Genomic DNA, 20,898 nt, shown 5'->3' with positions numbered 1-20,898 from the left:
AAGGAGGTAGTTGTAATGGCTATTGAATGGGTAAAAGAAGGCAATTACGAAGATATTATTTATTCAACATACAATGGTATCGCAAAGATTTCGATTAACCGTCCTGAAGTACATAACGCATTCCGTCCAAAAACGGTAATGGAGTTAATCGATGCTTTTGCACAAGCTCGTGATGATGCAAATGTTGGCGTTATCATTTTAACAGGTGAAGGTGGACGTGCATTCTGTTCTGGCGGCGACCAAAAAGTTCGCGGTCATGGTGGATATGTAGGTGACGACCAAATCCCTCGTTTAAACGTATTAGACTTACAACGTCTAATTCGCGCAATTCCTAAACCAGTTATCGCAATGGTAGCAGGTTATGCAATCGGTGGTGGACACGTACTTCATATCGTATGTGACTTAACAATCGCTGCAGACAACGCTGTATTCGGACAAACAGGTCCTAAAGTAGGAAGCTTTGACGGTGGATACGGAGCTGGTTACTTAGCTCGTATGGTAGGCCACAAGAAAGCTCGTGAAATTTGGTACCTATGCCGTCAATACAATGCACAAGAAGCGCTTGATATGGGCTTAGTAAACACAGTAGTACCATTAGAAGAGCTTGAAGCAGAAACAGTACAATGGGCACAAGAAATTTTAGCAAACAGCCCAATGGCACTTCGTTTCCTAAAAGCTGCATTCAACGCAGACACAGACGGTCTAGCTGGTATTCAACAACTAGCTGGAGATGCAACGTTATTGTACTACACAACTGACGAAGCAAAAGAAGGTCGCGACGCATTCAAAGAAAAACGCAGTCCGGACTTCGGTCAATTCCCTCGTTTCCCGTGATGAAAGCGGAGCCGACTGTTTAGCCCCGTTGGCTAAGGTTCTTTCGCACAGAAAGTGTTTTTTACGTTCTCCTCGTGCGGAAGGTTCTTAGACGGAAGGGTCTAGGAGGCGTAGCTAGATGAGATTAAACCGGAAACAAAACAACTAAGAGACTTGATATCATATCAAGTCTCTTTCTTTCATGAAAGGAGAATGAATGATGGAGACGATGCCAAATTGGTTAATGCAACGTGCATTTTTAACACCAGATCGCACTGCAATTGAAATAGAGGAAGAGAAAGTTACTTTTATGGAGCTACATGAAAAAGTAGTATCTGTTTGTGAACACCTCACGTATGTTGGAGTGGAGCGAGGGCAAAAGGTGGCTGTTCTGATGAAAAATGGTATGGAGATGATTACAGTTATTCACGCCCTATCTTATGTAGGTGCAGTAGCTGTGCTTTTAAATACGCGTCTTTCAAGAGAAGAGCTACTTTGGCAAATGGATGATGCTGAAGTTATTTGTTTAGTGACGGATCAACAGTTTGATGCGAATAATGTTCCTGTCTATTCATTTGCTGAAGTGATGAATGGACCGAGGGCGGAAGCATTTATACAAGAGGAATTTTCTTTAGAAGAAGCGATGACAATTATTTATACGTCTGGGACGACAGGCAAACCGAAAGGCGTTATTTTAACGTACGGCAATCATTGGGCAAGCGCAGTCGGTTCGTCGCTTAATTTAGGACTTCGTGATGATGATTGTTGGTTAGCCTGCATGCCGATGTTCCATGTTGGCGGGCTATCTCTTTTAATGAAAAACATTATGTACGGCATGCGTATTTTACTTGTTCCGAAATATGATGCTGATTTTATTCATAAAGCACTTCAAACGAGAGGCGTAACGATCATTTCTGTCGTATCCAAAATGTTAACAGATTTATTAGAGAGACTTGGAGAAGGGACATACCCTGCTTCTTTACGATGTATGTTACTTGGCGGAGGACCAGCGCCGAAACCGTTATTAGAAACATGTGTGGAAAAAGGAATCCCAGTGTATCAAACGTACGGTATGACAGAAACATCTTCGCAAATTTGTACGTTATCCGCAGATTACATGTTAACGAAAGTAGGATCAGCTGGAAAACCACTATTTCAGTGCCAACTTCGTATTGAAAAAGAGGGCGTAGTAGTGCCACCATTTGCGGAAGGTGAGATTGTAGTAAAAGGACCGAACGTAACAGGTGGTTACTTTAACCGTGAAGATGCGACGCGAGAGACTATTCAAAACGGATGGCTTCATACTGGCGACCTCGGTTATTTAGACGAAGAAGGGTTTTTATACGTATTAGATCGCCGCAGTGATTTAATTATTTCTGGCGGAGAGAATATATATCCAGCTCAAATTGAAGAAGTGTTGCTTTCTCATCCGGCAGTAGCGGAAGCTGGTGTTGTCGGCATGGCTGACGATAAATGGGGACAAGTACCAGCTGCTTTTGTTGTGAAAAGCGGGGCGGTAACAGAAGAAGAAATTCTTCATTTTTGCGAGGAGAAATTAGCGAAATATAAAGTGCCGAAGAAAGCATGTTTCTTAGAGGAATTACCACGTAACGCTTCGAAAAAATTGTTAAGACGAGAGTTAAGACAATTAGTGGAGGAGATGTAGGTGGAAATAAAAAAAGCGACACTGTATATAACGGAAATGCCACTCGTAATCCCGTTTGCTGCAAGCTACGGGACTTACGAAAAGCGTGAGAGTATCGTTATTGAATTAGAGGATACGGACGGGTACATCGGATTTGGGGAAGTCGTTGCATTCTCTGAACCGTGGTATACGGAAGAAACGGTGAAGACAGCGCTGCATGTACTGCAAGACTTTTTAATACCTGATTTATTAAAGGCTGAAATTTCTCATCCGAATGAAGTGCCGAGTTTGTTCCAGCATATAAAAAGAAACCGAATGGCAAAAGCCGGAATAGAGGGGGCTGTTTGGGATTTATATGCGAAGCGTCAAAAGAAATCGCTAGCGACAGTACTTGGCGGAACTAGTCATGAAATTGAAGTCGGCGTTGTAATTGGGATCAATACAATTCCGGTTATGTTAAAACAAATCGAGAAGTACGCCGAAGAAGGATACGAGCGTTTTAAAGTGAAAATAAAGCCAGAACATGATTATGAGTTATTAAAAGAAATTCGAAAAGAGTTTCCGCATATCCCGTTAATGGCTGATGCAAATTCAGCATATACATTAGCGGATACGGAGAGGCTGAAACGACTAGATGAATTCCAATTAATGATGATTGAACAACCGTTAGCGGATTACGATTTTCTTGATCACGCGGATTTGCAAAAGAAAATTGAAACGCCGATTTGTTTAGATGAAAGTATTCATGGTTTAGAAGACGCACGCATTGCGATTACGCTTGGTAGTTGCCGCATCGTTAACATTAAGCCAGGGCGAGTGGGCGGATTAACAGAGTCGGTTCAAATTCATAATTATTGTATGGAACATAACATACCCGTTTGGTGCGGTGGTATGGTGGAGATGGGGATTTCACGAGCGCAAAATGTTGCTCTTGCTTCATTGCCGAACTTTACGATTCCAGGCGATATATCCGCTTCTAGCAGACATTGGGAGAAGGATATTATTTCGCCGGAAGTGATGCTTGAGAGCGGGAAAGTGATTGTACCACAAAGCGTTGATGCTGAGTATGAAGTAGATCGCGGAAGGCTGGCGGAAATCACGAAGCAGCGGATTGTTTTTGAACGGTAAATGGAAGTTGCGTTAGGATGCCCGCAAATAGCGAGAGGATTTTATCGTTCATTGTCGGTAAGTCGATATATTTCAATAATCGCTGATATAATTCAAGTTGTGTTCGATATAATTGGAAAATCGCTGATATAATTTTATTTACAAAGGTTACTTTAACGAGTAGCCTTTTCGTATTGTACAAATTGGATAGACTAGTTTACAATCGAGCGTATAAAAATGGAATGAAAAAGGGGGAGTAAAATGAAGCGCATTTCAATTTTAATAGCTGATGATGAGGCAGAAATTGCTGACTTAATTGAGATACATTTAGAAAAAGAAGGGTACCATGTTGTGAAAGCAGCGGATGGGGAAGAGGCAGTTCATATTATTGAAACGAAGCCAATCGACTTGGTAGTTTTAGATATTATGATGCCGAAAATGGATGGTTATGAGGTGACGCGTCAAATTCGCGCGAAACATCATATGCCGATTATTTTTTTAAGCGCGAAAACTTCGGACTTTGATAAGGTGACAGGTCTTGTACTAGGTGCGGATGATTATATGACGAAGCCTTTCACACCAATAGAATTAGTTGCACGTGTAAATGCACAACTGCGTAGGTTTTTTACGTTAAATCACCCGAAAGTAGCGGAGAGTAAATCTGCTTTAGAAATAGGCGGAGTCGTAATTAATCCTGAGCGCAGGACGGTTGATGTGTATGGTGAGCAAATTGAATTAACGCCGAAAGAGTTCGATATTTTATATTTATTAGCAAGTCATCCGAAGAAAGTATACAATGTGGAAAATATTTTTCAGCACGTATGGGCAGATGATTATTATGAAGGTGGAAATACAGTAATGGTACATATTCGTACTTTGCGGAAGAAACTTGGAGAAGATAAAAGAAAGGATAAATTAATAAAAACAGTGTGGGGAGTAGGTTATACTTTCAATGGCTAATATGATGAAAAGCTTTCGATTTAAAATGATTGCCTTATTTGCGTTAAGTATGGTGCTTGCAGCAACTGTAACTTATATAATTTATAAAGGATTGCAGCTGTATTATAAAACAATGGTTCGCTACGAAGAGCCTTTAGCACAATTTAGGTCAATCGTAAGGGAATTTGGAGACATTAACTTCTTTTTAATTTTCTTTATTCCGTTATCTATAATCTTTTTCTTCTTTTTGACAAAACCGTATTTAAAATACTTTGATGAAATTTCTAATGGGATTCATCATCTTGCGAACGGTAACTTTACGAATAAAGTTCAAGTTTCATCAAATGATGAGTTTGGAAATATCGCGCGTGAAATAAATGTTGCAAGTGAAAAGTTAAAAGAAGCTGTTGAAAGAGGAGATTTTGCAGAAAGTAGTAAAGATCAGCTCGTTGTGAATTTAGCACATGATTTAAGAACACCGTTAACATCCGTGTTAGGATATTTAGATTTAATTCTTAAAGATGAAAATTTAACAAAAGAACAAATTAAACATTTCTCCACAATTGCATATACAAAATCGCAAAGACTGGAAAGTTTAATTGATGAGCTATTTGAAATTACACGTATGAATTATGGCATGCTAAAGCTGGATAAAAAGCCGATTGATATAAGTGAGTTGCTTATACAGTTAGAGGAGGAATTGTATCCGTTATTAGAAAAACATCATTTAGAAGCTAGATTGAACGTGGCTCCTCATTTACCGATGCACGGTGATGGAAAATTGTTAGCTAGAGTATTTGAAAACTTGTTAACAAATGCCGTTCGTTACGGGTATGATGGGCAATTTGTTGATATGAATGGATATGTTGATAATGGAGAAGTTGTCGTACAAATTATGAATTACGGAGATAGCATTCCGGAAGAAGATTTACCGTATCTTTTTGATATGTTCTATACAGGTGATAAAGCGAGAACTGAGAACCGTGGCGGGACTGGCCTAGGACTATTCATTGCGAAAAATATTGTCGAGCAACATAACGGTACGATTTCTGCTGAGAGCAATGTAGTTAGAACAATGTTTGAAGTGCGATTGCCAAAAGACGAGAACGTAATAATTTAATAAAAATTTAAACTTTACCCCACTTTTTATTTTAATAGTTTTTTCTATTCTATACGTAAGTTACGTTAAGGAGGAACTAAAAATGAAAAAGTGGGTATTTATTTCTTTTTTTATAGCATGCACAGTATGTGTAGGCGTTTATATATCACCGTTACTTCAAAAGGAAATCGATGTTAAAATTGTCGGGAAAGATGAGCTAGTAAAGGCGGCAAACGCCGAGGGGAAAGAGATTACGAAGGAACAAATTTATAAGGGCGATTTATTATTAGTTAACAGGGATTATCCAGTAAAAAAAGATAGTATTAGGTCTGATATTATAAATGTAAATCATAATAGTGAATTAGTAAGAGGTTATGTAATATTTGATAGAAATCTTCGTTTATCAAAGGATGTTGTGAAAAAGTTTTTGAACGTTGTCGATGCGGCTGGAAAAGAAAGTGTTAACCATTTTTTGATTAGTAGTGGTTATAGAGATTTCCAAGAGCAAAAACAGCTATATGAAAAAATGGGATCTGATTATGCACTTCCAGCAGGATACAGTGAACATAATTTAGGATTATCACTGGACATTGGGTCTACTCAAAAGAAAATGGAGAAAGCGCCTGAAGGAAAATGGATTGAAGAGAACGTATGGAAGCATGGCTTTGTATTACGTTATCCGAAAAATAAAAGTAACATTACTGGAATTCAATATGAGCCATGGCATATCCGTTATGTCGGCCTACCTCATAGTGCAATTATGCAAAAAAAGAATTTTACACTAGAGGAATATTTAGAGTTTTTAAAAGAGGAAAAAGAGGTTTCAACTGAAGTAGAAGGTAAGAAATATACTGTTTCTTATTATAAAGTTTCTGAGAATACGAAAGTGAACGTTCCAGCAAACAAGCAGTATGAAATTTCCGGGAACAATATGGATGGGGTTATTGTGACGGTTCAGGAATAGAGAAAAAGGCTGTGCCATTTGGGACAGCCTTTTCTTATATAGAAAGGAAGTGACGTTTTTTGTCGGTAAATCGATATTCTTTGTCGAATCGTTAATATATTATAAGTTATGATAGATATAATTGAAAAATCGTTGATATATTGTAAGTTATGATAGATATATTCAAAAAATCGTTGATATAATTTCCTATACTATTAGCATTTTGGAGGAACATCTTTTTATGTATTTTTAAACATTATAACGTTATATTTACTTCTCCCTTTTTTTGTGTTACGCTAAACGTGTGAAAGAGATATAAAATGAAACTTTAATGTAAGCGTATTCTTACGGCTTCTTATAGAAAAGGGTGGAAATACAATGACAGAACGATTCGTACTACGTAATGTGAAACGTGTGAACGGGGAAGAGATTGACATTGTAATTGAAAATAACAAAATCGCACAGGTGACGAAAGCTGGTGCTGGCGAGGGTGGAAAGGTTCTTGATTACTCTGGTACTTACGTATCGAGTGGCTGGATTGATTTGCACGTTCACGCTTTTCCAGAGTTTGATCCGTATGGCGATGAGGTAGATGAAATTGGCGTTAAGCAAGGGGTAACGACAATTGTTGATGCGGGTAGTTGCGGTGCTGATCGCATTGCAGATTTAGTAAAAAGTAGAGAGCAGGCAAAGACAAATTTATTTGCCTTTTTAAATATTTCTCGCATCGGTTTGAAACGAATTGATGAATTATCCAATATGGAATGGATAGATAAAGAGGAAGCGATAGAAGCAGTAGAAAAGTATAAAGATGTAATCGTTGGGTTAAAGGCGAGAATGAGTAAAAGTGTCGTTTGTGATAGTGGAATTGAACCGCTGCATGTAGCGCGCGCTTTATCCCATGAAACATCATTACCGATTATGGTACATATCGGTTCAGCGCCTCCTCGTATAGAGGAAGTTGTACCTCTTTTAGAAAAAGATGATGTCATTACACATTATTTAAACGGGAAAGAAAATAATTTATTTGATGAAGAAGGAAAACCGCTACCTGTGTTACTAGATGCGGTGAATCGCGGCGTGCATTTAGATGTTGGTCACGGTAATGCTAGCTTTTCTTTTAAAGTAGCAGAAGCGGCGAAGCGTCACGATATTGCCTTTAATACAATTAGTACGGATATTTACCGGAAGAATCGTATACATGGTCCAGTGTATAGTATGGCTCACGTTCTTTCGAAATTCCTTTACTTAGGTTATCCGCTAGAAGAAGTGATTGATGCGGTTACGAAAAATGCGGCAGAGTGGCTTAAGAAACCAGAGCTTGGCCGCATTCAAGAAGGAGATATTGCAAACTTAACTTTATTTACGGTTAAAGATGAGAAGGTTACGTTAATTGATTCAGAAGGGGATCAGCGCATTGCTGAAAAAAGAATTGATACGAAAGGGGTTGTAATTAATGGGTCATTCATTGAATGCTAAGTACGGATTAAAAAGAGTAATTAATGCGAGCGGTAGAATGAGTATTTTAGGTGTATCTGCTCCTACAGATACGGTAATGGATGCGATGAAACATGGTGGACAAAATTATGTAGAAATTGCTGATTTAGTAGATAAAGCAGGAGACCATATTGCGAGAATTCTAGATTCAGAGGCAGCGGTCGTTGTGAATTCAGCATCGAGCGGAATTGCGCTTTCTATCGCTGGTATCGTTACAGAAGGAAATCGCCGTAAAAGTGAAAGACTTCATCAAGAAGTAATCGCGAAAAACGAAGTGATTATGTTAAAAGGCCATAACGTTCAATACGGTGCTCCTGTTGAAACGATGATTTACTTAGGTGGAGGAAAACTCGTTGAAGTTGGCTACGCAAATGAAGGGAAAGCAGAACATATTGAAGATGCGATTGGCGAAAATACAGCAGCAATTCTTTATGTGAAATCACATCATGCAGTGCAAAAAAATATGATTTCTGTTGAAGAAGCATGGGAAGTAGCGCAGCGAAATAACGTACCACTTATCGTTGATGCGGCAGCTGAAGAAGACATTCAAAAATATGTGAAGTATTCAGACCTTGCCATTTATAGCGGTTCAAAGGCAATTGAAGGACCTACTTCTGGTATTGTTGGCGGGAAACGAAAATATATTGAGTGGCTGAAAGTGCAATTACATTGCATTGGAAGAAGTATGAAGGTTGGGAAAGAAACAACATTTGGCTTACTTCAAGCGCTTGATGAGTACGGAGTAAAAGAAGATAAGAGCGAGCAAGAAAAAGAATTGCTACAAGTACTTATGCCGCTAAAAGAATTAAATGGTGTAAATGTAACGATCGTTCAAGATGAAGCTGGAAGAGCAATCTTTAGAGCTCGTATTCATATTAACGAGAAAGAGTTAAACAAATCAGCAAGAGATGTTGTGACTGCATTACGCGAAGGGGAAATCGCAATTTATACACGTGATTATGGAGTAAGACAAGGATTCTTTGATATCGATCCACGTCCACTTCAAGGTGATGATATACATGTGATTGAAGAAAAAATGAGAGAAATTGTAGGGGGAAACTAAAATGACAAACATTCAAAAACGTTTTTATAAAGGCCGCGTAGCATTAAATGTATTAGCAAACAATATAGAAAATGCGAAAGATATTTTTGAAGCAGCAGAAGGTTATGTAGTAGTGGGAGTGTTATCAAAAGACTATTCAACAGTAGAAGAAGCTGTTACAGCGATGAAAGCATACGGAAAAGAAATTGATGACGCTGTATCAATCGGACTAGGCGCAGGAGATAATCGCCAAGCGGCAGTAGTGGCTGAAATTGCGAAGCATTATCCTGGTAGCCATATTAACCAAGTGTTCCCTTCAGTTGGAGCAACGCGTGCAAATCTTGGCGAAAAAGATAGCTGGATTAATAGTTTAGTATCACCAACAGGAAAAGAAGGTTACGTAAATATTTCTACTGGCCCAATTAGTGCGGCTGGAGAAGAAAAAGCAATCGTTCCAATTAAAACAGCAATCGCACTTGTACGTGATATGGGGGGAAATTCATTGAAGTACTTCCCGATGAAAGGGCTAGCTCATGAAGAAGAATATCGCGCAGTTGCGAAAGCTTGTGCGGAAGAAGGATTCGCATTAGAGCCAACAGGCGGAATTGATAAAGAAAACTTCGAAACAATTGTACGTATTGCGCTTGAGGCAAATGTAGAGCAAGTTATCCCGCACGTATACTCTTCTATTATTGATAAAGAAACTGGTAATACGAAAGTAGAAGATGTTCGTGAATTATTAGCGGTAGTGAAGAAGTTAGTTGATCAATATGCGTAAGAAAATTGCAGCGTTCGGCGAAGTAATGATGCGCCTGCAAGTACCTGGATATGAATTGTTGTCGCAAGCTAACACGTTAAATTACTCATTTTCAGGTACAGGTGTGAACGTTGCAGCGGCACTTTCTCACTTAGGGCATGAAGGGCTTCTTATTTCAACTTTACCGGAAAATTCGGTTGGAGATGCAGCTTTATCTTACCTTCAAAAGTTAGGTGTGCAAACCTCGCGTGTTTCAAGAGGCGGTAAATATGTCGGTATGTATTTTTTAGAAAATGGATTTGGAGCACGTGCAAGCCGCGTTACATATTCGAATCGATTAGAAAGTAGCTTCAATACGGCATGTGAAGAAATGTATAAATTTGAAGAAATCGCAAAGGAAATTGATATCGTTCATTTTTGCGGTATTACACTTGCGATGAATGATACAGTGCGTCATCATATGAAATCTTTAGCGAGAGCAGTTAAAGAAAACGGAGGAACCGTCGTTTTTGATTGTAATTATCGTCCCTCACTTTGGGGAGAAGACGGATATGAACAGGCAAAACCGCATTATGAAGAAATGCTAGGACTTGCTAATATCGTTATGATGAATGAAAAAGATGCGATGTTCGTTCTTGGGATGAAAACAGAAGAGACGGAGCGTGAGGCGCAGCTGCTGGATCTCATTCCAAAGGTAGCTGAAACGTATCATATCGCTACAATCGCTGGTACTCATCGCTCTATTAACAGTGATAATACACATTCGCTTCGCGGGTTTATATGTAAAGATGGTTCGTTAACTTTTGCAAAAACACTTACGTTTTCTGTATATGATAGAATAGGTGCTGGAGATGCTTATACGAGCGGAATTATTCATGGCGAGATAAAAGAGTTTGCACCAGAGAAAGCTGTTTCATTTGCGTCAGCAGCTGGAATGCTAGCACATACAATCGTCGGTGATACGCCAATGTCATCAGAGAAAGATATACTTCGGGCGATGACGGCATCAGTAGGTGATGTAGAAAGGTAGTGGGTGTAACAGTGAACGTAACGAGGAAAAAAGGACCATTATATTTACAAATAAAAAATATTATTCGTGATCGAATATTGCATGGCGTATATGCGATTCATACGAATATTCCTTCAGAACCGCAATTAGAAGAAGAGTTCAAAGTTAGTAAGATTACAGTGCGTAATGCGATTAAAGAACTCGCTCAAGAAGGATATTTGGAAAAGAAGAGCGGCAAAGGAACGAAAGTGATTCGTAATACTTCTGCGACAAAACTGTCAAAGGGTAAGAAATTTACAGAAGTGTTAGTGGAAGAAGGATATAAAGTACAGAAGAAATTATTAAAAGCAGAAATCGTTCATAATGAAGAAGGAACAGTGCCGTTTCGATTATTCGGTAAAGAGAGTTTTCGTATCGAGCGCCTATATATGTTAAATGATACGCCGTACATTCATTATACGCACTATTTCTCAGCTCGAATGGCAAGTACAGATTTATCGGACTTTGATTTACAATCGCTTTATGATTTAGTTGAAGACCGAGGTATACATTTAGAAAACTTCAGAGATGAATTCGCGGTTGGGCTTGCACCTAATTTCGTTGCAGAAGCGCTAGGTGAAAAAGAGGGAACAGCGCTATTAAAACGTATGCGCTATTCTTATGATGAAGTTGGCGAAGTAATTGAATATAGCGAAGGCTACTACAATACAGAAATGCAGCATTATGTAGTGAATTATGACGTATAAAAAAGAGGGGATGTTCCCTCTTTTTTTATAAAGTAAGGGGTAACTAACTGTTACGATTTATTTAACCAATTATAACGAAAGTTAATTAAATATATCAGTAAGCCCTGCTAGTCAAGTGATTGGCTAGTAGTGAGGGTTTAACTGCGGGCAATCCCTAAAGCTGATTGAACTACAACGTGGCTAGAAATGGCGAGCGTGAATGTTGCGAAAGCAGAAAAAATCAATCAGATTGTGCAAGGTTAAATCCTAAACACTAGAACAATGGGTCTTCCGCCTCGAATCATCTAAGTCAAAATAGATAAGATGAACGTTCAACGACTATCTCGTATAACTGACGAGAGTACATCACAAGCCTATGGTGCTGGAAAAATTAAAGAGATAAACATATAGTCTGCGCTCATGTGAAAATATGAGAAGTTCATAAGAGAACTGGCTAAGGAATTGAGCCCTTAGTTGAACGAGATAAACTTAATTAAATCTATCAAACTTCCTTGAAAATGCAGAACATACGTGCTATGTTAGATTCAATGAGGTAAGAATAATAATGGGATTTTTACGAGTTAGTTAAGTATCAGAATTAACAGGTTTGCATCCGAGTAGTCTCAGGAGAATGCTGGTGGAACACGCTACGATTCAGAAGAACAAATCTTTCATTAAAGGAGTTACATTCTGATGATATTGGCGAAGAAAGTTAGACTGATTCCAACGCCTGAACAAGAAAAAGTACTTAGAAACCATGCTGGTGCTGCAAGATTCGCTTATAACTATTGTAAAAGAATGAGTGATAGATACTATAAGCTATTTGGAAAATCTGTTTCACAGTTAGCTTTACAGAAACGATTTACAAAGATCAAGAAGCGAAAGAGGTATGAGTGGTTAAAAGACATCAACGCACAAGTTCCCAAACAGGCTTCAAAAGATTTTGATAAGGCAAGGAAGCATTCGTTCAAAAAGTACAAAAATGGTTATCACACTTCTTATAAATCTAAAAAAGATGTAATCCAAGGATTTTATGCCAATTATGAAAGACTGATTATAGGAAAAAAAGTCGTTCATATTCAGTCTATTGGAGAAGTGAAAACAAGCCAACAACTACCAAGAAACAAAAAACCATCCAATCCAAGAGTTACCTTTGATGGTCGTCACTGGTGGATGAGTGCAGGATTCCAAGAAGACTTTGAATCACAAGAACTAACGAATGAATCGATTGGTGTGGATGTTGGTTTAAAAGAACTTTTTGTAGCTTCTAATGGTATGAAAGAACGAAATATAAACAAAGATGCCAAGGTTAAAAAACTTTTGAAAAGGAAAAAGTCAGCGCAAAGAGATATGTCTAGGAGATTTAAAAAAGGTGTGAAAATTCAATCTGCCGGGTATGAAAAAGCGAAAGCTGAGCACCTGCGGTTATCTAGGAAAATTACGAATATCCGAAATAACCATATCCATCAAGCAACAGCTAAATTGGTGAAAACCAAACCAATGAGGATTGTTGTGGAAGACTTACCTATCTCAAACCTGTTAAAAAACAAAAAACTATCGAAAGCATTTTCATTTCAAAAATTACACTTCTTCTTTCAATGTTTATCATACAAGTGCGAGAAGTATGGCATTGCGTATGTAAAAGCTGATAAATGGTTCGCTTCAAGCAAGATTTGTTCATGTTGCGGAGTAAAATACGACCATTCAGTTCAACCAGAAGGACAGTGGAGTTTAAAAATTCGTGAGTGGCGTTGTGCTTCATGCAATAGCCATCACGATAGGGATGTAAATGCGTCGATAAATTTATCAAGATGGGTAAAATAAATGCTTGATAATAGGAGGTAACGATACTGCCTCGTGTGGAGTGTTATACCCCTCGTCCCTTTGGGGCTGCGAGAACACGATGAAGCACTAACTTGTGTAAATTTGATTGAATTGTATAGATTTAGTTAAGTTTATCGTATCGGTTATACCTGAAAATGAACCAGAGCTTGTTCGAGTTACGACAGTATCAACTGATTTGCCAAGTCGTAAAGTTTCATTCTTTATTATTTTATTACCAGTTGTATTGATGATTTTATCAGTAGTTGCACCATATATTTCATTACCGAAAAAATTGACTGAATTTTTCGTTTTTATAGGAAGTCCAGTAATCGCCTTACTTATTTCATGTTTCGCAGCATTTTATTTACTTGGTATCAAACAAGGTATTAATAAAAAGATGATTAAAAAATTAACAGACGAAAGTTTATTACCGGTCGGTTCCATTATTTTAATTATCGGTGCAGGCGGTGGATTTAAACAAATATTAATTGAAAGCGGCGTTGGAACAGCTATTGCACAAATGGCAGAACATATTTCGTTATCACCAATCGTATTAGCTTTCATGGTAGCTGGTTTAATTCGAATTGCAACAGGTTCAGCTACAGTAGCATTAACGACAGCAGCAGGGATTGTTTCACCAGTTATTCAGCACATGTCTGGTGTGAATTTAGAGCTTCTCGTTATTGCGACCGGTGCAGGATCATTAATGTTTTCTCACGTAAATGATGCAGGGTTCTGGCTTGTAAAAGAGTATTTAGGTTTGACGGTGAAGGAAACATTTAAAACGTGGACGGTACTCGAGACATTGTTATCATTTATTGCATTTGGTTTTGCTCTTTTGTTGAATATGTTTCTTTAGGAGAGGAGATCAGATTTAAACGAATAAAACCTACAGAGGAAATGTAATTTCTCTGTAGGTTTTATTCGTTTTTTGTGCTTTCTATTACTTAATGGAACGGACATACTGATCTTCTCCATCGTCTTTGACAAAGACTCCTAGCTCATTCAAATCTTTGCGTAAATGCTTCTTTTTTTTCGAGTTTCCTTCTCGAAGGGCATTTCGTCTTTCATATAAAATAGTATTTATGCTTTTATTAAATCGCTCATCCTCTAATTTCCATAAGCTATACTCATGTTTATAAGGATCTTGTTCCACCCAGGGGAAGTCTTGCATTAAGAAAGTATCTTTAATTTTGCTTGGGTTAATGTCAGATGTTTCACGTAACCATTCTCGGTCTTCTTGATCAATGATAACCACTTGACGCTTATCTACAAAAACGGCTTTTACATTTGATCTAGTGATTTGTTTCTTTTGATCGTCCTTATTCACGTGAATGCTTTCAGAAGTAATGTTCATCTTTAAAGCGTCACTATAAATAATTAAAGAAAATAAAATTCCTGCAAAAACACCAATTAGCATGAGGATAATAGGAAGCCAGAAGGGGTTAATAAAATTTAAAAGTTCTATAATTTTTGAATCAGAAAAGAGAGGAATCCTTTTTATAATCTCTATTAATTTAGGTGAAAAATATCCAATAATGCCTAAAAGGATTGGGCTTACTATAGCAAGTAATTTTTCTAAAAAACCTAATCCAATGACAGATGCCTTTTTCATGTGTAGTTCATCCTTTCATATATATTTTTTTAATCAAGGCATATTTAAACAGTGAGTTTCTTCACCATTTTTATGAGCTCATCTGAGTAATTTTCTATGGATATAGATGAATTTGCCTTCAGCATTCTTTCTTCGATTGCTCCTAAAATAAATGAAGCTAATGTGTCGGTTTGGAAAGAATCGGAAAACACGCCATTTTGTTGACCAGTCTTCAAAATATCTAATAACATCGTTCTAAGAGCATCCTCCTCTTCGTCGTCTTCGATTCTGTAATAAGGAACGTTCTCTTCATTTCTTGCATTAAAGACAATCTCAATTAAGGCAATATTATTTTTGTAATGAGTTTCTTGATAAGCCAAGTGTGCTTCAATAAAAGCCTCTAGTTTATTTATTTCAGATTGAGCTAATAGTACTCGATTACTAATAAATTCATGTTGTTTGGTAACTAAAAATTGTAATGTGCGATTCATAAGGTAAAGCTTATCGTTAAAATGATAAGAAATAAGTCCGGTGCTAATCTTAGCTTTTTTTGCTACCTTCGTTAAGCTTAAGTTGTTATATCCAACCTCTTCTAATGTATCAATACATGCAAGAATAATTTGTTCACGCCTAGCCTCTGCAATAAAAGAATCAGTCACGCTATTCAACTCCTAATTTATATGATTTAAATGTATAATCAAAAAATTGATTGGTCGTTCAATTAAATATTAGTAAGAAATTAAGAGCATGTCAAATGTTTTATGCTTACATCTGGATAAGGCTCATTCGCTTTTTAATAAAGCCCAATTCCTAAAACAAGCCCGTTTTTAGGTAAGCCAAGCTTCCTATTCGCCCTGAAAACATAATATAAATGGAATCCCCTCATTTAGAACAAGAGGAACTTGTTATGAATGATACTAAAGGAGGAATAGGGTAATGAGCGAAAAGTGTGAACACAGACATGATGATTGCGATCGTAGACGTGGATGCGGAGGCGGTTTTGCGCTTCTAATCGTATTGTTTATTTTATTAATTATCATCGGTGCTAGCTGCTTCGGCGGTTGTGGCTATGGTGGTTACGGCGGTTACGCAGGGGGCTATGGTGGATATTGCTGCTAATTATTAAAAACTATTGAAAATGGCCTTGTGCGTATTGCACAAGGCCATTTTATTCATATTTTTATATGCTGTGATAATTTATTAATGTACAGAGAACGGATTAAGAAGAAGAAAATAATCTCGATAATCCCGAAAAAGGTGAGTACGATACATGTCTCTTTTAGTAAGGAGAAAGAAAACATACTTTGTAAAAACTTAACCGCAAATAATGTGTGAACACCAGCAACGATGTAAGGAACGAAAAATAAAATTCCTAATTGAATCGTTGCAGAGCGAAACATTTCTGATTCAGTTAAGCCAAGCTTTGTAATCGTAATATACTTTTGTCTTTCAGTTGTTAAGTCATTATACATACGGAAATATAAAACACTAGCTGCTCCGATAAAGAAAATAAAGCCGAGAAATGCCCAAATAAAGAATTGAGCGACTGCATTTCCTTTACTATGAACGAGTTCATCCGTAGCTGTATAAATATAAAATGGTTTAATGAAATCTTCTTCATTTTTATGTGCTTCATACAAGGTTTCTGCATCATGATTTAAGCTTTTTAATATATTTTTTGTTGGGACAATTGCATTTTCCCAATTTTCCACGAAGTAGTTATAGACTGTAATTGTTTCAATATGAGGAATCATATTTTCAATTACTTCATCTTGCATCACAATTAAGTGAGGTAATGCAAAGGGAGGCTCAATTCCTCTATTAATAAAACCTTTAATTTGAAATTCCTTTTTATTAGAGCCAAGTGTAATCGTGTTCTGCTTCGCAAATGGGTTAGACACGAGATTTAATAACACTGGTGAATAGCGAGAAATATTATAAACTTGTGAAGAATCGAGAGTGATTTTTGGTCTGTTTAATTGCTGTGCTATTGCGTTATAATCACTCATTTTCATAATGGCAATTGATTCTTTTGAAGCTGTATCTTTTAAAACGGTAAATTTATATTTGTCATATTGAAAATTAGCATTTGTAAGTTCAGTTTCAATCGTAGTAATATGCTTTTGTTCAAATGCATTAACACCTTCTGATGTATAGGTGAATGGTATTGGATATCGTTCTAGTATGGGTGCTTTCGTATTATTGTTTGCAGCAAATAACCCGATAATAATTGTAAATGCAAGTGCAGATAGCATAGAAACAATAAAGAGTACATTAATATTACTGCGTGTACGAGAAACTAAATCTGAAATCCATAACATATTTATTTGTTTTAAATAAAACTTTCTTCGTTTCTTTAAAATATAGATAAAGAGAAGAAATGTTTGTGAAAAAAATAAATACGTCCCAACTACTACAAGCGGTAAAATAGATAGCATAATTAAGAATACAGATCCATTTTGTGCATTTTTTTCCGTTATGTAGCCTTGCGGATAACCAGCAATATAATAGCATAGTCCTAAACAAGTTAAAGCAAATAGTGAAATCAGTATAGATGGTTTTTTTTCGCTCTTCTCTTTGTTAACGCCCTTAATAAGCTTCGTTGTTTTTCGAGTACGAATAAACATTGGTGTAAATGTAGAAACGATTAAAAATAAGATGATAAACGTTACGGTTGTAACGATAATCGCTTCTGTTGGCCAATATAAATAGAGACCTTTCGCGTTTGTTAATTTCGAAGTGACTAATAAGAAAAAGTTAGAAAATACAAGTCCACCTTGAATGCCGATAAAGATGGATAATATCCCAATTATCATGTTTTCGGTAAATAACAATCTTTTTAATTGTCTCTGTGAGATACCAAGAATAGTGAGTATCCCGAATTGCTGCTTCCGCACATTTAAAAATGTTCCAATTGAATATAAGAGAAAGAAGAACGAGAACATAACAATCACAAGCTGTGCTGTACTAGCTAAATTCATTAGAGGATCACGTTCTTGAAAGCTTTGTACACTCTGTAAGCGTGGATGATACGCGTATACAGTAAATGAAAAGAAAACCATGATAGAAAACGCACTACTTACAAAGTAGGCGAAATATGCTTTTGAATTACGTGAGACATTTTTAAATGCGAATTGCCAAAACGTCATCCACGTCTTCCTCCTAATAAGGCTAGAACATCTAATATTTCTTGATAAAACTTCTCGCGATATAATCCGCGGTGCAGTTCATTGTAAAGCTCTCCATCTTTAATGAAAATAACACGGTTACAATAACTTGCTGCAAACGGATCGTGCGTAACCATTAAAATCGTTGCATCTTCTTCTTTGTTTAATTTCGTAAATAACTCCATTACATCAATAGCGGCTTTCGAATCTAAGTTCCCTGTCGGTTCATCAGCTAGTAAGAGAGAAGGGTGATGAATAACAGCACGTGCTACTGCAGTACGCTGTGCTTGTCCTCCAGAAACTTCAAAAATACGTTTGTCTAAAATATGATCAATCCCAAGCTTTTTTGAAATGTTATCAAGCTTTTCATCCATTTCTTTTAATGGAACATTATCTAATGTTAAAGGTAGTACGATATTTTCACCGATTGTTAGTGTATCTAGTAGGTTAAAGTTTTGGAAAACAAATCCTAACTCTTGGCGGCGGAAAATAGCTAACTTCTCTCTACGAAATGTGTGTGGTTTTTTTCCGTTAATAACGACGTCACCAGAAGTAGGAGAATCAATTGTAGAAATAACGTTTAAAAATGTAGATTTCCCGCTACCAGATGGCCCCATAATGGCAACGAATTCCCCTTTATCTACGTGTAAATTTATATTTTTTAAAGCAGTATGAGGGACTTTTCCCTCATATACTTTTGAGACGTTTTTTATGTGTAATACTTCTTCCATAGTAATCACCTTTCTACTTTTAAAACTTAATATGTTGTGATAATTTTTGCATATAAAAGGAACGAATTAAAAGGAAAAATAAAATTTCAACTGTTCCAAAAATCAACAGTACGACTGTAATCTCAGCGAAGAACGAGAGATGTAAAACTTCTTGTAGCATCTTTGTCGCAAACATCGTATGGATTGATGCCATAATGTAAGGCACGAAGAAAAGAATCGCAAGCTGAATTGTCGATGAACGTTTCATTTCAGTTTCAGTTAAGCCAATTTTCGTAATCGTTATATATTTTTCTTGCTCATTTGTTAAATCTGTATACATTCGGAAGTAAAGAACACTACCAGCACCGATAAAGAAAATAACACCTAAGAAAGTACCAATTAAGAAGAACGAAGCGACATTTAGTTTTGTTGTGTATAGAGAATCGCTCGCTTCACTTGCATGGAACGGTGGATGCTCTGCTTGAATTGCTGCATTGTCGTTATTGATTTTTGTGATAAACGATGAACCGATATTATGTGCTTTTTCCCAATCTGTAACTTTGAAGTTATATACACTCATTTGTTTGGAAACTGTGGATAAGGATTCTACAGTTTCATCAGATAGTATGAGTAATTGGTATATTAAGCTGTTTGGGAATGGGCTATAACTTTTATATTCTTTCACTTGTAGTTGTAAATTGTTTTGAGTAAGTGTAAGAGTATTTTTCTTTTCTTCATTGTGAAGTGTTCCAATAACTTGATCATCTAAGTCTTTCATAAGAATATAAGATTCATTCTTATTTACCGTGAGTTTTTCCCAATTTAATGCTTTAGCAAGTACATTATAGTCACTTTGTTTAATTGCGTAATAGAGCTGCGTGTTATCTTCAGCTGAAGATACTTCATATATATCCGTTTTAAATTTCGTATAAGTAAAATGCTCTTCATTAAATTTCTGCTCTAACCAGTTTAAATGTTCATCAGCTAATGTATTTTCAGTATGTGATAAATACGTAAACGGGAAAGGGTTTTGTCTAATTGCATCAAACTTTGTAAATTTCCCAAAACCGTATAAGAATGTAATCATTGTAAAAGCGAGTGTTGATAGCATCGCTACAATAAAGAGCATGTTAATGTTTGTCCGAATGCGCGCTGCTAAATCCGAAATCCAAAGCATATTAATTCGTTTCATATAAAACGTTCTTCGCATTTTTAAAATACGAATAAGTAAAAAACTAATTTGTGAAAAGAAAAAGTATGTTCCAGCTGCAATAAGCGATGGAATAACAAATATACTAGAGACGGCATATAAAAGCCCAATGGTATCGCCTAACGACATAAAATATAATGGATTGGATTCTAATACATATCCAGTTATTAAACATGCCGCACCAAATAGAGAGATGAGCACGGATGCTTTTCTTTCTTTTTGTTGTGTTCCTTCTTTTAAAAGACGTACGGCTTTTCTCGTACGAATGAGCATCGGTGTAAAAGATGATACGAGAATGAAGAGCCCAAGAAAGATGATGATAGTTAAAACGATAGCACTTGTAGGCGGATATAAATATAAACCAGGTACGTGTGTAATTTTGGCGGTAACTAATAAAAAGAACTGTGAAAAGACAACTCCAAGTTGAATGCCAAAAAATATAGAAAGAGCACCAATTAACATATTTTCTATAAATATGAGTCGCTTTAATTGTTTTTGAGATATGCCAAGTACTGTTAAAATCCCGAACTGTTTTTTTCGTACTTTTAAAAACGTCCCGATTGAATACAGTAAAAAGAAAAATGAAAAGAACACAATGACAACTTCTGAAATTGTCATTAATATGTTCAGAGAATAATTCACGTCTGTCATATGCAATTTAGGATGAAATAAATAAACTGCAAATGAGAAAAAGATTGCGATGGAGAACGCACTGCTTACAAAATAGGCGAAATAAGCTCTGGCGTTCCGCGTCACGTTTTTAAATGCAAACTGCCAAAATGTCATTCACCTGAACCTCCTGATAGGGTGAAGATGA

19 protein-coding genes are annotated in these 20,898 nt (G+C 36.7%); 14 read left to right on the top strand and 5 right to left on the bottom strand.

What is annotated here, in order from left to right:
- The first annotated feature begins 15 nt into the window (after positions 1-15).
- From menB to ACUXVC_RS24355, 13 genes are all read left to right on the top strand, one after another.
- Entirely contained in the window at positions 16-834 is an 819-nt protein-coding gene (gene menB / locus ACUXVC_RS24415; RefSeq protein WP_000963881.1) for a 1,4-dihydroxy-2-naphthoyl-CoA synthase, read from the top strand.
- Positions 835-1,033: 199 nt separating this feature from the next.
- On the top strand, positions 1,034-2,479 hold the full coding sequence (locus ACUXVC_RS24410; RefSeq protein ID WP_141558522.1) for an o-succinylbenzoate--CoA ligase: 1,446 nt from the start codon (positions 1,034-1,036) through the stop codon (positions 2,477-2,479).
- Entirely contained in the window at positions 2,480-3,586 is a 1,107-nt protein-coding gene (menC, locus tag ACUXVC_RS24405; protein WP_144465155.1) for an o-succinylbenzoate synthase, read from the top strand.
- 240 nt (positions 3,587-3,826) lie between these two features.
- Complete coding sequence (locus ACUXVC_RS24400; protein ID WP_048564352.1) at positions 3,827-4,525, top strand: response regulator transcription factor; 699 nt, start codon at positions 3,827-3,829, stop codon at positions 4,523-4,525.
- On the top strand, positions 4,518-5,624 hold the full coding sequence (locus tag ACUXVC_RS24395) for a sensor histidine kinase (RefSeq protein ID WP_144465154.1): 1,107 nt from the start codon (positions 4,518-4,520) through the stop codon (positions 5,622-5,624). The genes ACUXVC_RS24400 and ACUXVC_RS24395 overlap by 8 nt, the downstream gene beginning before the upstream one ends.
- Positions 5,625-5,706: 82 nt before the next feature.
- Positions 5,707-6,567, top strand: coding sequence for a M15 family metallopeptidase (locus ACUXVC_RS24390; protein ID WP_144465153.1), 861 nt, complete (start codon positions 5,707-5,709; stop codon positions 6,565-6,567).
- 357 nt (positions 6,568-6,924) lie between these two features.
- Positions 6,925-8,025 carry an amidohydrolase/deacetylase family metallohydrolase gene (locus tag ACUXVC_RS24385; RefSeq protein WP_095690077.1) on the top strand — a complete coding sequence of 367 codons (1,101 nt, stop codon included), beginning with the start codon at positions 6,925-6,927 and terminating at the stop codon, positions 8,023-8,025.
- Positions 8,003-9,106: a DgaE family pyridoxal phosphate-dependent ammonia lyase gene (locus ACUXVC_RS24380; protein WP_060632690.1), complete on the top strand. Its 1,104-nt coding sequence runs from the start codon at positions 8,003-8,005 to the stop codon at positions 9,104-9,106. Before ACUXVC_RS24385 ends, ACUXVC_RS24380 begins: the two co-directional genes overlap by 23 nt.
- 1 nt (position 9,107) lies before the next feature.
- Complete coding sequence (gene dagF / locus ACUXVC_RS24375; protein WP_098127549.1) at positions 9,108-9,863, top strand: 2-dehydro-3-deoxy-phosphogluconate aldolase; 756 nt, start codon at positions 9,108-9,110, stop codon at positions 9,861-9,863.
- Positions 9,856-10,872: a sugar kinase gene (locus ACUXVC_RS24370; protein WP_098127548.1), complete on the top strand. Its 1,017-nt coding sequence runs from the start codon at positions 9,856-9,858 to the stop codon at positions 10,870-10,872. Before dagF ends, ACUXVC_RS24370 begins: the two co-directional genes overlap by 8 nt.
- On the top strand, positions 10,872-11,597 hold the full coding sequence (locus tag ACUXVC_RS24365) for a GntR family transcriptional regulator (protein ID WP_000539259.1): 726 nt from the start codon (positions 10,872-10,874) through the stop codon (positions 11,595-11,597). The genes ACUXVC_RS24370 and ACUXVC_RS24365 overlap by 1 nt, the downstream gene beginning before the upstream one ends.
- 672 nt (positions 11,598-12,269) lie before the next feature.
- Positions 12,270-13,400, top strand: a complete 1,131-nt coding sequence (locus ACUXVC_RS24360; RefSeq protein WP_000599321.1) for an RNA-guided endonuclease InsQ/TnpB family protein — start codon at positions 12,270-12,272, stop codon at positions 13,398-13,400.
- Positions 13,401-13,506: 106 nt separating this feature from the next.
- A complete protein-coding gene (locus ACUXVC_RS24355) occupies positions 13,507-14,259 on the top strand; it encodes a GntT/GntP/DsdX family permease (RefSeq protein WP_276568060.1) in 753 nt (250 codons plus the stop codon).
- A gap of 84 nt (positions 14,260-14,343) precedes the next feature.
- Here ACUXVC_RS24355 and ACUXVC_RS24350 read toward each other — a convergent pair whose 3' ends face one another.
- Positions 14,344-15,015, bottom strand: coding sequence for a YqeB family protein (locus tag ACUXVC_RS24350; protein WP_098125845.1), 672 nt, complete (start codon positions 15,013-15,015; stop codon positions 14,344-14,346).
- 44 nt (positions 15,016-15,059) lie between these two features.
- Positions 15,060-15,653 (bottom strand): TetR/AcrR family transcriptional regulator, encoded by a 594-nt coding sequence (locus ACUXVC_RS24345; RefSeq protein ID WP_000132257.1) that lies wholly within the window; start codon positions 15,651-15,653, stop codon positions 15,060-15,062.
- A gap of 277 nt (positions 15,654-15,930) precedes the next feature.
- On the opposite strand from ACUXVC_RS24345, the gene ACUXVC_RS24340 reads away from it, so the two are divergent.
- A complete protein-coding gene (locus ACUXVC_RS24340; RefSeq protein ID WP_446025859.1) occupies positions 15,931-16,113 on the top strand; it encodes a YjcZ family sporulation protein in 183 nt (60 codons plus the stop codon).
- 53 nt (positions 16,114-16,166) lie between these two features.
- Here the strand turns inward: ACUXVC_RS24340 and ACUXVC_RS24335 are convergent, their stop codons facing one another.
- The 3 genes from ACUXVC_RS24335 to ACUXVC_RS24325 are packed head-to-tail and all read right to left on the bottom strand — an operon-like array spanning position 16,167 to position 20,867.
- A complete protein-coding gene (locus tag ACUXVC_RS24335) occupies positions 16,167-18,143 on the bottom strand; it encodes an FtsX-like permease family protein (RefSeq protein ID WP_098125844.1) in 1,977 nt (658 codons plus the stop codon).
- Positions 18,140-18,892, bottom strand: a complete 753-nt coding sequence (locus ACUXVC_RS24330) for an ABC transporter ATP-binding protein (protein WP_000393250.1) — start codon at positions 18,890-18,892, stop codon at positions 18,140-18,142. The genes ACUXVC_RS24335 and ACUXVC_RS24330 overlap by 4 nt, the downstream gene beginning before the upstream one ends.
- A 19-nt stretch (positions 18,893-18,911) precedes the next feature.
- Positions 18,912-20,867, bottom strand: coding sequence for an ABC transporter permease (locus ACUXVC_RS24325; protein ID WP_144465152.1), 1,956 nt, complete (start codon positions 20,865-20,867; stop codon positions 18,912-18,914).
- Positions 20,868-20,898: the final 31 nt, after the last annotated feature.

The organism is Bacillus sp. N6 (assembly GCF_052805735.1).
The sequence above is the reverse complement of the archived record's forward strand: the minus strand, read 5'-3'. Positions and strand labels throughout refer to the sequence as shown.

Coding starts and splice junctions, on each gene's coding strand:
- menB (WP_000963881.1), top strand. CDS start 16: ATGGCTATTGAATGGGTAAAAGAAGGCAATTACGAAGATATTATTTAT.
- ACUXVC_RS24410 (WP_141558522.1), top strand. CDS start 1,034: ATGGAGACGATGCCAAATTGGTTAATGCAACGTGCATTTTTAACACCA.
- ACUXVC_RS24400 (WP_048564352.1), top strand. CDS start 3,827: ATGAAGCGCATTTCAATTTTAATAGCTGATGATGAGGCAGAAATTGCT.
- ACUXVC_RS24395 (WP_144465154.1), top strand. CDS start 4,518: ATGGCTAATATGATGAAAAGCTTTCGATTTAAAATGATTGCCTTATTT.
- ACUXVC_RS24390 (WP_144465153.1), top strand. CDS start 5,707: ATGAAAAAGTGGGTATTTATTTCTTTTTTTATAGCATGCACAGTATGT.
- ACUXVC_RS24385 (WP_095690077.1), top strand. CDS start 6,925: ATGACAGAACGATTCGTACTACGTAATGTGAAACGTGTGAACGGGGAA.
- ACUXVC_RS24380 (WP_060632690.1), top strand. CDS start 8,003: ATGGGTCATTCATTGAATGCTAAGTACGGATTAAAAAGAGTAATTAAT.
- dagF (WP_098127549.1), top strand. CDS start 9,108: ATGACAAACATTCAAAAACGTTTTTATAAAGGCCGCGTAGCATTAAAT.
- ACUXVC_RS24370 (WP_098127548.1), top strand. CDS start 9,856: ATGCGTAAGAAAATTGCAGCGTTCGGCGAAGTAATGATGCGCCTGCAA.
- ACUXVC_RS24360 (WP_000599321.1), top strand. CDS start 12,270: ATGATATTGGCGAAGAAAGTTAGACTGATTCCAACGCCTGAACAAGAA.
- ACUXVC_RS24350 (WP_098125845.1), bottom strand. CDS start 15,015: ATGAAAAAGGCATCTGTCATTGGATTAGGTTTTTTAGAAAAATTACTT.
- ACUXVC_RS24340 (WP_446025859.1), top strand. CDS start 15,931: ATGAGCGAAAAGTGTGAACACAGACATGATGATTGCGATCGTAGACGT.
- ACUXVC_RS24335 (WP_098125844.1), bottom strand. CDS start 18,143: ATGACGTTTTGGCAATTCGCATTTAAAAATGTCTCACGTAATTCAAAA.
- ACUXVC_RS24330 (WP_000393250.1), bottom strand. CDS start 18,892: ATGGAAGAAGTATTACACATAAAAAACGTCTCAAAAGTATATGAGGGA.
- ACUXVC_RS24325 (WP_144465152.1), bottom strand. CDS start 20,867: ATGACATTTTGGCAGTTTGCATTTAAAAACGTGACGCGGAACGCCAGA.